13 protein-coding genes and 1 tRNA gene are annotated in these 15,867 nt (G+C 58.9%); 10 read left to right on the plus strand and 4 right to left on the minus strand.

The window, feature by feature from the left end:
* Positions 1 to 14 precede the first annotated feature (14 nt).
* Positions 15 to 392 (plus strand): response regulator, encoded by a 378-nt coding sequence (locus tag KP003_RS05555; RefSeq protein ID WP_216500471.1) that lies wholly within the window; start codon positions 15 to 17, stop codon positions 390 to 392.
* 149 nt (positions 393 to 541) lie between these two features.
* Positions 542 to 616: transfer RNA gene (locus KP003_RS05560), tRNA-Gly, on the plus strand.
* A 280-nt stretch (positions 617 to 896) separates the two neighbouring features.
* Here KP003_RS05560 and KP003_RS21470 read toward each other — a convergent pair.
* From KP003_RS21470 to KP003_RS05570, 3 genes are all read right to left on the minus strand, one after another.
* On the minus strand, positions 897 to 1,022 hold the full coding sequence (locus KP003_RS21470; protein ID WP_268899015.1) for a hypothetical protein: 126 nt from the start codon (positions 1,020 to 1,022) through the stop codon (positions 897 to 899).
* Between the two features lie 153 nt (positions 1,023 to 1,175).
* Positions 1,176 to 1,316 (minus strand): hypothetical protein, encoded by a 141-nt coding sequence (locus KP003_RS05565; RefSeq protein ID WP_216500470.1) that lies wholly within the window; start codon positions 1,314 to 1,316, stop codon positions 1,176 to 1,178.
* A gap of 229 nt (positions 1,317 to 1,545) precedes the next feature.
* Entirely contained in the window at positions 1,546 to 2,064 is a 519-nt protein-coding gene (locus tag KP003_RS05570) for a Spy/CpxP family protein refolding chaperone (RefSeq protein WP_217300461.1), read from the minus strand.
* 564 nt (positions 2,065 to 2,628) lie between these two features.
* On the opposite strand from KP003_RS05570, the gene KP003_RS05575 reads away from it, so the two are divergent.
* Positions 2,629 to 4,476 (plus strand): carbon starvation CstA family protein, encoded by a 1,848-nt coding sequence (locus KP003_RS05575; RefSeq protein ID WP_216791003.1) that lies wholly within the window; start codon positions 2,629 to 2,631, stop codon positions 4,474 to 4,476.
* A gap of 42 nt (positions 4,477 to 4,518) precedes the next feature.
* Entirely contained in the window at positions 4,519 to 4,956 is a 438-nt protein-coding gene (locus KP003_RS05580) for a nucleoside deaminase (RefSeq protein WP_216791004.1), read from the plus strand.
* Positions 4,957 to 5,050: 94 nt separating this feature from the next.
* On the opposite strand, the gene KP003_RS05585 is transcribed toward KP003_RS05580, so the two are convergent.
* Complete coding sequence (locus tag KP003_RS05585; protein WP_217300462.1) at positions 5,051 to 7,891, minus strand: PAS domain S-box protein; 2,841 nt, start codon at positions 7,889 to 7,891, stop codon at positions 5,051 to 5,053.
* A gap of 562 nt (positions 7,892 to 8,453) precedes the next feature.
* On the opposite strand from KP003_RS05585, the gene KP003_RS05590 reads away from it, so the two are divergent.
* From KP003_RS05590 to KP003_RS05615, 6 genes are all read left to right on the plus strand, one after another.
* Positions 8,454 to 10,043, plus strand: a complete 1,590-nt coding sequence (locus KP003_RS05590) for a carboxypeptidase regulatory-like domain-containing protein (protein WP_216791008.1) — start codon at positions 8,454 to 8,456, stop codon at positions 10,041 to 10,043.
* Positions 10,044 to 10,177: 134 nt separating this feature from the next.
* Positions 10,178 to 11,398 (plus strand): tetratricopeptide repeat protein, encoded by a 1,221-nt coding sequence (locus tag KP003_RS05595; RefSeq protein ID WP_216791010.1) that lies wholly within the window; start codon positions 10,178 to 10,180, stop codon positions 11,396 to 11,398.
* Between the two features lie 325 nt (positions 11,399 to 11,723).
* Positions 11,724 to 13,100, plus strand: coding sequence for a sigma-54 interaction domain-containing protein (locus tag KP003_RS05600; protein ID WP_216500742.1), 1,377 nt, complete (start codon positions 11,724 to 11,726; stop codon positions 13,098 to 13,100).
* Between the two features lie 182 nt (positions 13,101 to 13,282).
* Positions 13,283 to 14,734: an ammonia-forming cytochrome c nitrite reductase subunit c552 gene (locus tag KP003_RS05605; RefSeq protein WP_217300463.1), complete on the plus strand. Its 1,452-nt coding sequence runs from the start codon at positions 13,283 to 13,285 to the stop codon at positions 14,732 to 14,734.
* A gap of 71 nt (positions 14,735 to 14,805) precedes the next feature.
* Positions 14,806 to 15,372 carry an HPP family protein gene (locus tag KP003_RS05610; protein WP_216500744.1) on the plus strand — a complete coding sequence of 189 codons (567 nt, stop codon included), beginning with the start codon at positions 14,806 to 14,808 and terminating at the stop codon, positions 15,370 to 15,372.
* Positions 15,373 to 15,480: 108 nt separating this feature from the next.
* Positions 15,481 to 15,867 carry a DUF6982 domain-containing protein gene (locus KP003_RS05615; protein ID WP_217300464.1) on the plus strand — a complete coding sequence of 129 codons (387 nt, stop codon included), beginning with the start codon at positions 15,481 to 15,483 and terminating at the stop codon, positions 15,865 to 15,867.

Below are 15,867 nucleotides of genomic sequence, written 5' to 3' on the forward strand. Positions count from 1 at the left end.
GTGCGGAGGTCGGCATGGCTTTGAAGGACGTGAGGATTCTCATCGTCGATGACGAAATGTTTTTTCGCCAGGTGTTGCGCGCCGTGCTGGAGAAGATCGGCTTCACCGTAGTCGGGGAGGCCGGTGACGGCGCCGAGGCCCTGGAGAGGTACCGCGCCCTGCGCCCGCACATCGTGATCATGGACATCTACATGCCAGACAAAAACGGCATCGATGCTACCAAGGACCTGCTCGCCCTGGACCCCAACGCCCGGGTTCTGATAGCCAGCGCCTCCGATTTCGATTGCGACACCCAGGCCGCTCTCGATGCGGGAGCCAAGGGTATCCTGATGAAGCCCTTCGTGCCCAAGGAAATCTACGAAAGTATCCGCAAGCTGCTCACCGGCAAGTAGCGCGGTACCGCGAACCCGCCAGGAGAGCCGATCCGCGAAAGATGCCGATGCAGCGGCCTTTTTCCGAGCCGGCGAAAAAAACCGCCCGAAGGCGGAATTTTTGGGTTGACTGCGCAAACCCGTTTTGCTATAAAGCTGATCTCTGCTGAGCGGGAATAACTCAGTGGTAGAGTGCAACCTTGCCAAGGTTGAAGTCGCGGGTTCGAACCCCGTTTCCCGCTCCAATTAACGACAACAGGTTCAGGTGTTTAGAGCGAACCTTTCGAAACTGTCCCCGGTTCCGTCCCAAACGGAATCGGGGATTTGCTTTTCCGGGGTATAACGAAGTCGCGCCCCAGGTAGTCGAAGACTCTCTCCCCGCCCTCTTGCAGCCCTTCCACGTAATTCCCGTACACCTCATAAACCATCTGTTTCGAAGCATGTCCCATCAGCTTGACGAGTCGTAGCGGGTTGATGCCGACTAGGAGGCTCCATGCTGCGAAGGAGATGCGATTTGTATATGGTCTATTTACCTTCGAATCGCGCCCAGTAGGCCGTGCTCTGCTTGGATTGGCGGTCCATCGGCCCCTTGTTCAGGAGGGCGAGGGCCGCGGCACAAAAGACACAGGTAACCACTATTGCGAGGATCATGATTTCTCCTATTGTTATAGACGGTTTGTTACGTGAAGAGCAGGCTGGAGGAGACCCGTTGCGTGTGAAATTCGGAGGGAAGAAGAGCGGCAGCGCGGTGGCTGTCAAGAGGCGGTAAAGTACCGCGGACTGTCGCTGTCTTCGATAACAGTATCAAGACGGACTGTGTACGATCGTGAGCTTTACGCCAGAGGTTTTTTCCTCTTTTTTGAGCCGTTTGTCGGCCTTCTTTTCTTTTTGTGTTTTTGCCGGCTCCTTTTTGGATGATTTCTTGCTGTCTTGGCCTTTACTCATGATGTTACTCCTTGTAGTAAGGTTGCATTACGTAAAAGTTCTATTCCTGTTCCATACCACGATTATACGGCAGATGTACTTTTATTACTAGAACGCCCACGGTGCTGAGGTAACGGTTGAATTCCTGAACCGGAAAACGAAAAAGCCCTTGGCGGTACCAAAGGCCTTTTAGGGGGATCACCCCTTCACTGGTTCGAGTACCAGGCCGCCCACGTTAGCGGCTTCCGGGCTACCTACGTTTCTTCATGTGTTTCGCGCCGGGTTTCCCCTCGCCCATCTTCATCTTCATGGGCGCCATCTTCATCATTTCCTTAAACTGCTGGTCCGTCAGGATCGCCCGCATTTGCTTCATAGCCGACAGCATTTCCAGATGATGGGATGTTTTTATCCCTTCAATCTTTTTGACAGCTGACGTGGCCTTCTCCAGATCGAAATCCTTTACCTCCATTATTTCAGCGAGTTCGATTTCCGCAATTTTCAGGTCCGCCATGAACCGTGCCTGCTTCTTTTGCATTTCCCGGTGCAGAGGCTTCATCTTCATGGTCTGGTCATCGGTGAGGCCGAGCTTCTCCGCATGCTCGAGGCACATCGCCGTCATGTCGCCCATTTTGCCGGGCTCCATCATCCGTCCATATCCCGGTCCTTGATCGTCCATCGGCATATGCTTCATCTGGGCGAAGGCCGTGGAGATACTAAGTGCCATCAAAGCGACGGTTGCCAGCAAGATGGATACGGTTCTTGTCTTCATGGTTCGTTTCTCCTCTCGTTGTGGTTACTGAAGCTTAGGCAATACCTTTTTATATCGGGTTCTTTACAACTAGCATGCCAGAGAATCCCCGTGGACACTCTGCCTGCAAAGGTTTGAAACTGCAGGCATGATCTCAATCCGGCGGAGGGAGGGGAGAACGTCCGCGCTACCTGGGACCGTCGTGTTTGACATAACTGCCATATATGGCGGGTCGTGGTGCGGCAGAAAACACCGGTATTATCAAAACCCCCTCCAAATCTGCAACATCCTGCGCCAGAACCTGCTCTACTCTCCCACATGGTTTGAAGTTTAGGGGTAACAGTTTAAGTTTTCTCGGCGATGCCCCGATAAAATACATGCTGGAGATGTGGGGCTCTCCGCAGGATCTCTTTCGTGTCCCGACCCCGAAATGTCGGATACGGTCTGCGAAACCAGCTTCCCGATCGATTCATTCCGGATGCTCGACTTAAACAACAAGGCCAGGGCGACGGCTCAACCATTTCGGTCGGGATCAAATCGGTAAAGAGCACCGCACAATATGCTTCCAACTGACGGAGAGATCCAATGAACTCGTTGACCCTGATTTTTGCAGCAGCGTGCCTCTTCGCCATTGCGTACCGATGCTACGGGCTGTTCCTTGCCAACAAGGTCATGAACCTGCGCGGGGAGCGGGAAACTCCCGCCGTTTTCTGCAGGGACGGTCACGACTACATGCCGACCAACAAGTACGTCCTCTTCGGACACCACTTCGCCGCCATTGCCGCGGCCGGTCCTCTGCTGGGGCCGGTGCTTGCGGCCCAGTTCGGCTTCCTGCCCGGCGCGCTCTGGATTCTGATCGGTGCAGTCCTGGCCGGCGGGGTGCATGACATGGTTGTGCTGTTCGCCTCGGTGCGGCACAAGGGGAAAAGCATCTCGGTTATCGCCGAAGCCGAGATCGGCAGGGGCGCGGGAAAGGTGGCTTCGGTAGCCGTTCTCTTCATCCTGATCCTTACCCTGGCCGGGCTCTGCATAGCCGTGGTCAATGCCATGTTCAACAGCCCCTGGGGGACCTTCACCGTTTTCGCCACCATGCCGATCGCCATGATCATGGGGATCTACATGCAGAAGATCCGCCCCGGGGACATAAAGGGGGGGAGCATCATCGGCGCTGTGCTATTGGCGCTATCCATCTATGCCGGCCCCTACGTGGCCGCCGACCCGACCCTGGCGGGACTGTTCACCTTCTCCAAGAAACAGCTCGCCCTGATCCTGCCGGCCTACGGCTTTGCCGCCTCGACCCTGCCGGTCTGGTTCCTGCTGGTGCCCCGCGACTACCTCTCCACGTATCTCAAGATCGGCACCATCGGCGCCCTTGCACTGGGTATCGTCTTCGTTCACCCCGATCTGCACATGCCTGCCATTACGCCGTACTTCTTCGGTGGGGGTCCCATCATCCCCGGCGCCGCCTTTCCGTTTCTGTTCATTACCATTGCCTGCGGCGCCCTGTCCGGTTTCCATGCCATCATCGGCACCGGCACCACCCCGAAGATGATCGCCAACGAACGCGACGTCCTCTTTGTCGGCTACGGCGCCATGCTGGTGGAAGGCTTTGTCGCCGTTATGGCCTTGATCGCGGCCTGCGTACTGTTGCCAACCGATTATTTTGCCATCAATGCCGCCCCAGCCGCGTACGCCAAGCTTGGCCTCATTCCGGTCAACCTGCCGGAGCTGTCACGGGAGGTCGGCGAGCAGGTCCAGGGACGACCCGGCGGCGCCGTATCCCTGGCGGTGGGGATGGCCTACATCTTCTCGTCCGTGCCGTTCATGAAGAGTATGATGGCGTACTGGTATCACTTCGCGATCATGTTCGAGGCGGTCTTCATCCTGACCGCCGTGGATGCCGGCACCCGCGTGGGGCGCTACCTGCTGCAGGAAATGCTCGGTAAGATCTATGCCCCCTTCGGCGACAACGGGTGGACGCCCGGCATTATCCTGACCAGTGCCCTGTTTACCTCCGCCTGGGGCTACCTGGTCTACACCGGAGACATCTCCACCATCTGGCCGCTGTTCGGCATGAGCAACCAGCTGCTGGCCACCTGCGCCCTGATTGTTGGCACCACCATGCTGATCCGGCTCGGCAAGGCAAAATACGCCTGGATCACCGCCGGGCCAGGCCTGTTCATGATGCCGATCTGCATGTGGGCGGGATATCTCAACATCACGCGGAACTTTCTGCCCAAGGGGCTCTATCTTCTGGCAAGCCTGTCCGTCATCCTGATGCTGCTGATGGCGATCGTCTTCATCGAAGCCTTCCGGCGCTGGTATGCCCTCGGTAAAATCGACACCATGGTCGCGGACAGCTACGGCGACCCGGTGCTGGCGCTGGCCACGGAGCGGGAAGACGCGGTGGTTCCCACGCCCCTAGAGAAATAACGGCAAAGGGACCTCCTTACCAACAAAACTGAGGTGATCTTTATGGACAGATTCATGCTGGCAGCAATTGAGGAAGCCAGGCAGGGGCTGGGCGAAGGGGGCATTCCAATCGGTTCGGTATTGGTGCATGACGGTAAAATTCTGGGAAGAGGCCACAACCGGCGGGTGCAAAAAGGGAGCGCGATCTTACACGGCGAGATGGATGCCCTGGAAAACGCCGGACGACTGCCGGCCAGCGTCTACCGGGAGTCGGTGCTGTACACGACCCTGTCGCCATGCCCCATGTGCAGTGGCGCAATCCTGCTGTACGGCATCCCTCGAGTCGTCATCGGTGAAAATCAAACGTTCATGGGCGAGGAGAACCTGCTACACTCCCGCGGCGTGCAAATAGAAGTGCTGCAGAGTGAGGAATGTATCGATCTGATGCGCAGGTTTATCGCAGAAAAACCACAGCTTTGGAATGAGGACATCGGGGTGTGAGAACAAGTGGTCCCGCTGTTTTTTATTGAGCCTTCGTGGCGGTCCTGTACCTGAATGATTCGGGTGATTCGGAAATCGACCAACATGCGGGGCGCTAGCGATTTAGCAGCGAGATCAGTATCTGTCCGAGGTCGTTAATCCTGTAGGGCTTTGCCACTGCCGCGCTGAAACCGTAGGCCTGGTAATCCGCCATGATGGGGTCGTTGGAATATCCGCTTGATACGATCAGGTTGGCAGCGGCATCGACGGCAAGAATCTGCTGTGCAGCGTCCTTTCCTCCCATGCCGCCGGGTATGGTCAGATCCATGATAACCGCGGTGAAAGCAGATCCCGATTGCAGGGCCTGTTTGTACAAGGTTATGGCCTCCGCGCCGTCACTGCAGGTCGTCACCTGGTAACCCAACTCAGAAAGCATCCTTTCTGCGAATGCCCGGATCATCGCCTCGTCATCCATGACCAGAATCGACCCGCCGTTATGCTGCTCGGCACGACTCTTCGCAGCGGTCTCGGCGTTGTGGGACGAGTAGGTCTCTCCGATGGATGGCAGGTGGATGGTGAAGGTGGTTCCCTGGGCGACCACGGATTCGACCCCGATGTGTCCGCCATGCCTGGCTATGATGGAGTAGGCGGAAGCCAGTCCCAACCCGTTGCCGGCCGATTTCGTGGTGAAGTACGGGTCGAAGACCTTTGCCATCACATCTTCCGGCATGCCGCACCCCTGATCGGTGATGGACAGCCGGACGTAGCTTCCGGGAGGAAGCGAAAGGGTGTTAGATCCGGCAATGGTCTCGTTTTGGGCGCTGATTGTCAGCGTACCGCCCCCGGGCATGGCCTGCGAGGCGTTGATGAGAATGTTGTGCAAGACCTGGCTCAGTTGACCTTCATCCGCGTCTATCGCATGGGTCGTATCCGGGATATCGATGAACCCCTTGACGTTTGATCCACTCAGTACGAGTTCGACCGATTCGTTGACGATGTGTTGCAGTGAAATAATCTTCCTGATCGGTTCGCCGCCGCGGGCAAAGGTCAGCAACTGATGGGCGAGTTCGGTGGCCCTCAGCGACGCTTTTTCCGCCTCCTCCAGAGGCTTGCACGCTTTATGGGAGGGGTCCAGAAACATCTGCGCAAAGGAAATGTTACCCATGACGCCGGTCAGGATGTTGTTGAAGTCGTGGGCGATCCCGCCGGCAAGCAGGCCGAGCGACTCCAGCTTCTCGATCTTTAGCTGCTCCTGCTGGTGCTTCTTGTGTTCCGTCACGTCGCGAAAGGACCAGAAACGGCCAACAATCTCGTCGCCTATCTCCAGGGGCTGGCTGTAACGGTCGAAAAAACGCCCATCGGCTAGCGCGAGCAAGTCCTGGCTGGAAGCGTCCGGGTGCTCGTAGAGTTCCATGACTTTGGCCAGGAACCGGTCCGGCTGGGACATCTGGGCAGTAATGTGGGCGAGCACGGGGTCTTTGACGCCGGTAACCAGCAGTTCTTCCGGCACCTTCCAAAGTTCGGCGAACTTCTTGTTCCAACGCGCGATCTCGCCATTTCGGTTCACGACCAGGATACCCTCGGCGGTAGATTCGAGGGAGGCGTCGGTTAAGGAGATGGCGTAGGAGAGGAGATCCTCCGCCTTCTTGCGCTCGGTCAAATCGACATCGAGGCAGAAAAATTCCGGGGGGCGCCCCACGGGGCTCAGCAGGGCGTGGCTGGAAAGAACCGGCACCAGAGAGCCGTCCTTGCGCTTGAGGAGTAACTCGCCGGGCGGGATCGGCTTGCAGCTTTCGTACATCTGGCTGATTGCTTCTCTGACGCCATCCTTCATTTCAGCCGGAATTATGAGATCCAGGAGGTTCGCGCCCAACGCCTCCCGGGCACTGTAGCCATAGAGGATCTCCGAAGCCCGGTTCCAGAAGAGCACCGTACCGTCAAGCGCGTACCCCTGGACTGCCACATTGGGTATGTTCTCCATCAGCGAGCGGAAACGCTCCTCGCTCTCGATCAGCGCCTTTTCCGCCTGTTTTCGTTCGGTTATGTCCAGTGCGACACCCGTGGTCCCTACTGTCCGCCCCACCTCATCAAAAAGAGGGGTCTTACAGGTGAAGTGCCACCTGGTACCGTCGGTGGTTGGTATCAGCTCTTCAAGATGTTTTTTCACCCCCGAAACACACACGTCGCGGTCATCGGAGAGGAACTTCTGGGCCATTTCCCGGGGGAACAACTCCAGGTCGGTCTTGCCGATGCATTCTTCGACCGGTCGACCGCATGCCCGGGCGTACGGCTCGTTGATCATCTCCAGGCGGCTTTCAGTATCCTTGAGCCACGCCATCATCGGCAGGTTGTCCAAAATGGCGCGCTGTCGCAACAGCAGTCTCTCGTTGGCTATTTGAGACTGCTTGTGCTCCTCGATTTCCCTGGCCAGGTCTTCATTGGCCTGTTTCAGCTTGGTGTTCGCCTCGGAAAGCTGGCCGGTCCGCTCCGCGACGACTGCTTCCAGGTGCCGGTTGCGGTCCTCCAGGTCTTTGAGCGGATAGATCTCCCCCTCGTCGGCTACGCCAAAAGAGACCGAAATGCTGCTGTGGCAGATTTTCCATCCCGTGCATTCTTTGCGGAAAATAAGCACCAGGCGGGCTATTTTTTTGGAAAGGATATGTTCTTCGATGGGTAAGTGGATAACGAAGGTGCTGCTGGTAACGGCAATGGTCTCGGCCAACAGCTGGATGGAGAGGTCTTTCAGGTCGATGTTGATTGGATCTTTGACCTGGGCGAAATCCTGGCGGGTGACCGCGATCCAGGCATCCCTATCCTTGACAAGATAATCGCCGCTGCCGGTAATACCGGAGAAATCATCACTGAAATAGGTGGTGAGCAGGTCGTCGCGGGTCGAATACATCCGGATGTAATGGTCAAACAACCCGCGAATTTCCTGGTAATCGGATGTATCCATAAGCACGTGACCTATTTAAGTGAGTTGCTGTCATGGGATGCTTAGTCGGAATTGTGTCTGCAGCATTTTAGCACCTGCCCGTCCGTATGCAAATTCTCTTAGACGATTGGTTCAACACGGCTCCTACTGTTTCTGTTTTTCCCAGTAACTTTCGCAATAGCCGTGGCTTACTTCCATCTCCTCAGCTTGAAGTCCCTCCCCAATCAGGAAAGCATTTTCAGTCGCATCTGTTCCAGTCCCGCTCCGGAGCCCCGGTCAGCTCTTCGACTGTTTCGGAGAACAGGTTGTGATCTGTGACCATCGTGGGCAGCCTCCTTAGGCAGCGCGGCATGGTACCAGGTTGTCTTAGTGGGGGAATGCTTGCCGCAGAGCCTGCCGTTACGGTGGGAGATCCTTCCTGATTTTGCAGCTGAGTCCGGCACCGGGGAAGCCGCAATAGGAAATATTACATTGATCGAAATTAACTGTACGTGTTAATGTGCCGGACGGAAAGCATCTTCGAATGAAGTATCCAGGATACTGGAACTTCCAAAATGATCATGTGGCACCATCTGGAGGTTAGGTGAAGTTTCTTGTTTATTTGCTCTGCTTTCTCTGCCTTTCGGGGTGCGGTGGTTCAACCAGCAGCAAGAGTGTCGAAAACAGCTCTCCTTCAGTGTCAGGCAAAGTTAGTACTTCAGGCGGTACTGCTGTGGCCGGTGCCGTCGTCATGCTGACTGGTTCATCATCCTCAACGACCACCACCGATTCAAACGGCATATACAGGTTCACCGCCGTAAATAACGGCACCTACCAGGTGACAGCAGCAAAGACGGGTTACTTCTTTACTCCGTCCGTTCATTCGGTAACGGTCGGCACTGCTGATGTCATCGAGAGGAACTTTACCGCAGCGGACAGCAACACCGGGCCGGCAACCCTTGGTTCATGGACATGGGTGTCCGGAGACAGCACCGTAAATCGAGTCGGAACCTATGGCGCCAAAGGTGTCGCAAGCCCGCTCAATTGCCCCGGGGCAAGAGGTGGGGCCATGTCGTGGAGCGACAAAAGCGGCAACCTCTGGCTCTTTGGTGGCTACGGCATCGATTCCACCGGGACGACGGGGCACCTGAATGACCTGTGGAAGTTCGACGGCGCTAACTGGACCTGGGTCGCGGGCGGGAACCTGTCAAACCGTTCCGGCGCCTACGGGACAAAAGGTGTGCCGGCAGGGTCCAACGAGCCTGGAGCAAGGGACTGCGGTTCCACCTGGACCGATGCCGGCGGCAACCTCTGGCTTTTCGGGGGCATCGGCAAGGACGCGAACGGAGTGCAAGGCTACCTGGGGGACCTTTGGAAATTCGACGGCACAGCCTGGACGTGGGTCTCCGGTGACACGACGGCTGACGGCGGCGCGGTGTACGGCCTCAAGGGATTCCCATCCGCCACCAACAAACCTGGCGCGAGGGAGGCTGCCGTGGCTTGGGTCGATCGCCTCGGTCGTCTCTGGCTCTTCGGAGGTTCGGGCAAAGATGCCGCCGGAGTCCTGGGGCATTTGAACGAATTGTGGTGTTTCGACGGCGCTGCCTGGACCTGGGTTTCCGGAACGACCATAGCCAACGATCTGTCTGACTACGGAACGCTGGGCCTTGCATCGCCGTCCAACGCTCCGTGGGGCAGGGACATCACCAAAACCTGGGTCGATCCGCAGGGTGACGCCTGGTTTTTCGGGGGGTGTACCAATCACGGACTCCTGAGCGATCTCTGGAAATTCGACGGCGGCAACTGGACCTGGGTGTCCGGCAGCAATGTCTTCAACTCGGTCGGCATATATGGCAATGCTGCCACCGCGAGACCCGGGGCGAGATCCGGCTCCATTTTCTGGATGGACAGCAACGGTTGCCTCTGGCTCTACGGAGGCTTCGGTGTGGACGGCGGTTACAACGGGGAGATGAACGACCTCTGGAAGTTCGACGGTGTCGGCTGGAAACTCATTGCCGGCAATGGTACTTCAAACCAGTCCCCCGTGTATGGCACAAAAGGAAGTCCCTCGGCAGCTAACACTCCGGCCAGGATCTTCGGCTCGGCGTCATGGGTCGTCAACGGCACGGTTTGGGCCTTCGGCGGTTACGTCCCCGGTGGCATGACCAACGTGCTGTGGAAGTACGCGCCCTAGTCATTTCGTCGCACGTGCGGCGCGAGCGGGTGACAGAAACAGTCTCGAATAACTTCAGAATCCTATTACAATTGCGGCGCGAGAATTCTCCCGGGCGGACGCCGCGAAACGGGCGCGCCAAAAGGATCACGATCATGGGCATATTCGGCAAGATGTTCGGTAAAGACTCTGCGCAGGGCAGGGGGACTGCACCGGTCAAGGAGATCAACTTCATTACGGCGCTGTCGATGCACGTGCGCGGCGAGCTGGAGCCGGCGCTCTCCGCCTACGCCGGCATGGCGGAAAGGGACCCGAACGACTTCCTGGCCCTGTTTTTCGCCGCCGCCATCAAGGCCGAGACCGGCAAGCTGGAGGAGGCGGTGCAGGGACTGCGGGAAATGAGCGGCCGGATCTCGGAGTCTGGTGACAGCATCTCCCGGGTCGTCGTGTCCGAACTGGCAAACCTGCTCGCGGACGACTCCGCGACGGTGAAACGCCCTGCGGTCACCGAGCTGGTGGCCGCCTTCGGGGACCTGCTCAAGAAGGAAGGACAGATCCGCGAGGGCGCGGTTTGCTTTGAGGTAGCGGCCGGACTTGCCCCCGACAACGCTCACGTGTTGCACAAGCTGGGGGACACCCTGCACGACCTGCGCATTTACGACTATGCCGAGTCCGTGCTGCTGGGGGCGCTCAAACACGCACCGTATCACTTCGGCGCCCTCTACACCTACGCAGTGCTCTTGCAGGACCTCGGGCGCAACGACGAGGCCATCGCTCAGTACGAAAAGGCGGTCAAGCTGGTCCCTACCCACGTCGGGTGCCAGAACAACTACGGAGCGGCGCTTTTGCGTGCCAACCGGCTGGACGAAGCTCTGCAGCACTGCAGCACGGCCCTGGAGCTGGACCCCAAGGCGCCGCTGGTAAAGATCAACCTGGGCTACATTTACCTGCTCAAGAAGGACTTCACCGCCGCCCGCAAGAGTTTCAGCGGCGCCATCGAACTGAACGATCAGCTCGCGCCGGCCTATTTCGGACTGGCTTCGGCGGAACAGGCCCTGGAGAGCAACCCGGAGACGATTCGCGAGCTCTACCAGAAGGCGATCGAGGCGAATCCTGCGATAGCCGAGGTCCATCACGCCCTGGCAAACCTACTGGCAAGCAAGAACGACCCGCAGGCGCTCGCCCACTACGCCAACGCCCTGCAACTCAACAGCTCGCTGCCCAACCTGCGCCGTGACTACGGCTACGCCTGTCTTCAACAAGGGAAGCGGGATGAGGCGCTGGAGCAGTTGAAGTTGGCGGTAATGCTGAACCCGGAAGATACCATCGCGTGCGATCTGCTTGCCCAGGCGCAGGGGGCGCAAAGCGAAGCCTAGCTCACCGGGGCGAGAATCCGGCTTTTTATGTGATGATATTTGAAGGAGGTGCGTGATGTACCAATGGAGCACAACCAGAAACTGCGCCTCGCTGATAGTCAAGATGTCTGACCGGGACACGGTCATCAAAGAGCGTACCCCCGCCATAAGCAAGTAATCGACCCAATGGGGGACCTTCCCGGGTCCCTCGTTCCCCTCTCTCTCGGCTCCGCAGCGCCGCTGTACAAAAAATCCTTCCTCAGCTTTGAACTTTTTGATCTCAGTCAAGGCGCTCCGTCCATAAACGCCTAACATCGACGTTACCAATCGGTAACAAGGGGGCGTGATGACGACAACTGAGAGTGAACCCGGCAATGCGGTCTACCGTGCCATTCTTACCAGTATGGGCGAGGGGATCATCTTCGCCGACCACACCAACAAGATCGTCTGTGTCAATGCCGCCGCTGAACAGATCCGCGGCATCGACGCCGCCAACTACCTGGGGCGCGACCTCCTGGCGATCCACTCGCCTCCGGCCCGGCCCCGCATCGGCGCCATCCTCGAAAGCCTGAAAGGCGGCACCCTCGCCTTCCACACGCGTCCTCTCGAGGTCAAGGGACGCATCTTCGAGAACAGCTACTACCCCATCAAGGACGCCCTGGACCGCTTCGTCGGCACCCTCATGGTGAGCAGGGACATCACCGAGCGGGAACACCTAAAGGAAGAGAACTCGGTGTTGCGCGACCAGCTGTTAAGCGAATCCTCCTTCGGCGGCATGATCGGCCGCAGCCCCGCCATGCAACCGGTCTTCCAGATGATCCGCTCCACGGCCCCGCTCGACTCCACTATCCTGATCACCGGAGAAAGCGGCACCGGGAAGGAACTGGTAGCGCGCGAGCTGCACGGCAAGAGCCGGCGCAGCGGCTCCCCCCTCATCAAGATCAACTGCGCCGCCCTCCCGGAAAACCTGCTCGAGTCCGAGCTTTTCGGTTTCGAAAAGGGGGCCTTTACCGGTGCCTTCAAGGAGCGCAAAGGGAAATTCGAACAGGCCCACCGCGGCACCCTGTTCCTGGACGAGATCGGTGAACTTCCACTTTCCGCGCAGGCGAAGCTGTTGCGCGTCTTGCAGGAGAAGACGGTGGAGCGCATCGGCGGGAACCGGGAGATCCAGGTCGACGTGCGCATCGTGGCCGCCACCAACCGCGACCTGCGCCACGACGTCGCGGCGGGGCAGTTCCGGGAGGATCTGTTCTACCGCTTGAACGTGATCCCGATCGAGCTTCCTCCTTTGCGGGAGCGTCTTGAGGACATCCTGCCCCTGGTCACCGTTTTCCTCTCCCGCTTCGCCACTGACATGGGGCGCCCGGAGCTGAGGCTTTCCCGGGAGGCGAAGGAGGCGCTTTTGAGCCACCGCTACCCCGGCAACGTCAGGGAACTCAAGAACGCCATGGAGCGCGCCACCGCGCTTTGCAGCGGCGACACCCTCACCATCGACGACCTTCCTGCCGAGTTCCGACAGGGCAGCTTTGCAGCGCAAGCGGAGGAGTCAGAGCCGCCGCACCGTCCTGCGCAGGGCTCACTCCTTTCCACCAAGCTTGACGACAAGGAGGAGGAGCTGATCCGGCAGGCGCTGGCTGTTTCCGGCAACCGGCGCGCCGAGGCCGCACGCCTTTTGGGGATCTCCCGCAAGACACTCTGGAAGAAGATGAAACGTTACCGGTAGGTAACGTCGCGTTACCCAAGCACCACCCTTTCTCCTCCCGCATCATCCTCAAAAGAACGGGATTCTCATGATTTGCGGTTGACCGTCGCCGTGGCACGCTCCCTGCTGAAGGTTGTGTCAGATCGTCACCCGTGCCGGCGGCTGCTGCGCAAGGCGGGAAATCAGACTGGAGGAGAATGTTGATGAAGATGCTGCGAGGATGTGTCGCCATGGCAGTGGCGGGGTTGGCGCTGGTGGGATCCGGCTGCTCCCCGAAGAAGATCGAGCTGAGCGAGGTGCGCCCGGCCATTGCGGACGGGACGGTTGACCCGGCCGAGTGGGGTAAGCTCTACCCCAAGCAGTACCAGCTCTGGAAGCAGACCTCGGAGCCGACGCCGGCCGGGAAGAGCCGGTACAAGAGGGGGTGGGACGTCGGGGAGGCGAACCCCGACAAGATCGACGAGTACCCCTTCCTCGGGCTCCTCTACAACGGCTGGGCTTTCGGGACCGAATACAAGGAGCCCCGCGGCCACTTCTACATGGTGCAGGACCAGCTCGATGTCGATCCGGGGCGTTACAAGGCCGGCGGCTCCTGCCTGACCTGCAAGACCCCCTACGCTCCGACCCTGCAAAGGCAGCTCGGCAGGGATTACTTCGCCAAACCCTACCAGGAAATTCGCGGCAAGATCCCCAAAGCGGATCAGACCCTCGGCGTCGCCTGCATCGACTGTCACGACAACCGCGATCTCTCGCTCAAGATCTCGCGCGGCTTCACCCTGGGCAAGGGGCTGGAAAAGCTGGGCGTCGACCAGTCCAAGCTGACCCGGCAGGATCTGAGGACCCTCGCCTGCGCCCAGTGTCACGTCACCTACAGCATCCCCAAGGATGCCGACATGAAATCCACCGACGTCTTCTTCCCCTGGGACGGGAGCAAGTGGGGCGGCATCACCATCGAGAACATCATCAAGAAGCTGCGCAGCAACAAGCCGAGCGGTGAGTGGACCCAGAGCGTCACCGGCTTCAAGCTCGCCTTCATCAGGCACCCGGAATTCGAGCTCTTCTCCAACAACAGCGTGCACTGGCAGGCCGGCGTCACCTGTGCGGATTGCCACATGCCGGCCACCGACGTCGCCGGGCAGAAGGTGTCAGACCACCGCATCATGAGCCCGCTCAAGAACGACCTGAAGGCGTGCAAGCAGTGTCATGACGACTCCCCCGAGCAGATGCGCGCGAAGATCTTCGCCATCCAGGACCGCGTCATGTCGCAGTTCATCCGCTCCGGCTACGCCACCGCCACGGATGCCAAGCTCTTCGAGATGGCCCACAAGGCACGGGCCTTCGGGAAAGAACTCGACCAGGGGCTCTACGCAAAGGCCAAGGACCATTACGAGGAGGCTTTCTACCGCGTGGTCTTCATCGGGGCAGAAAACTCGGTCGGCTTCCACAACCCGGACGAGGCGCAGCGGGTCCTGGGCGATGCCCTGAACCACGCCGCCGCTGCGGAACGGCTGCTGCGCGAGATGCTGACCAAGGCTGGGGTGGACGTGCCTGCCAAGGTCGACCTGGAGTTGGCGAAATACCTCAACAACCGCGGCGTGAAGAAACTGATGTTCAAGCCTGAGGACGAGATAAAGGACCCGCTGGCGGGCAAATAGCATTGCGATTCGGGGGGGCGGCGCCTGGGTGTGCCGCCCCCTTTTCCATTCGAACCGGAGGACATAATCTGATGAAACGACGCCTTTCCGTAGTGATGCGGAGAAAGGTTGCCATACGCAAGAGGCTGGCGCGGGTGTCGCGGAGGTGCCGTGCCCCTCTGCGCGGTACCCGCGCACCCATGACCCTCTACTACGCGGCCTGGAGCTTTCTGAGCGCGACGGCCGGGCTCCTTGCCATCAGCGAGGTGACCATCCTGCTGGGCCACCCTCTGCTGATCGGTTCTCTCGGTGCTTCTGCTGTGCTCCTGTTCGGGGCTACGGAGTCTCCCCTGGCGCAGCCGCGCAACCTGGTGGGGGGGCACCTCGTGTCCGCCCTGGTTGCGGTGGTCGTGGTCGCGCTCTTCGGCTCGACGCCGCTATCCATGGCGTTTGCCGTCGCCACCTCCATCTTCCTCATGAATCTGACCCACACCACGCATCCACCGGGGGGGGCGACCGCCCTGATCGGCGTGCAGGGGGGGGCGGGGCTTGGGTTCGTGCTGCTCCCGGTTCTGACCGGGACGCTCATTCTTCTCACGGTCGCCTGCTTCACCAACAACGTCGTCTATCACCGCTCGTATCCGCGCCATTGGCTGTGATGCAAGCAAAACCACTTCAAATTATTCGTCGTTTATGGTAGTAGGGGAATGCTTTTGTGTTTGACGGGAAACCGGCACCTGTATCTATTACCAAGTGAGAGGTTGCGCGTGATAGCTAAGATTGTGGTTCGTTATGCCGACGGCAAGGTCGTTAAGGGTACCACCGAGGACCTCGCCGCCAACAAGGGGCTGTTTCACCTGACCGAGGCGGACACGGGGAAGCGCTACGAGGTGAACGTCGAGCTTTTGAAGGCGATCTTCTTCGTGAAGAACTTCCAGGGAAATTCGGAGTACCAGGAACGGCTGGACGTGGAGAGGGTGGGGCTGGGTAAGAAAATCAAGGTTTCCTTCAAAGACGGCGAGACCCTGGTCGGCTACACCCAGGGGTTTTCGCCGGCGCGCGCGACCTTCATCGTTTTCCCCTGCGATCCTGAAAGCAACAACGAAAAGGTCTTCGTGGTAACTGCCGCGGCGGGCAAGGTGGAATTCGTATAG

The organism is Geomonas diazotrophica, from assembly GCF_019063885.1.
Lineage (GTDB): Bacteria > Desulfobacterota > Desulfuromonadia > Geobacterales > Geobacteraceae > Geomonas > Geomonas diazotrophica.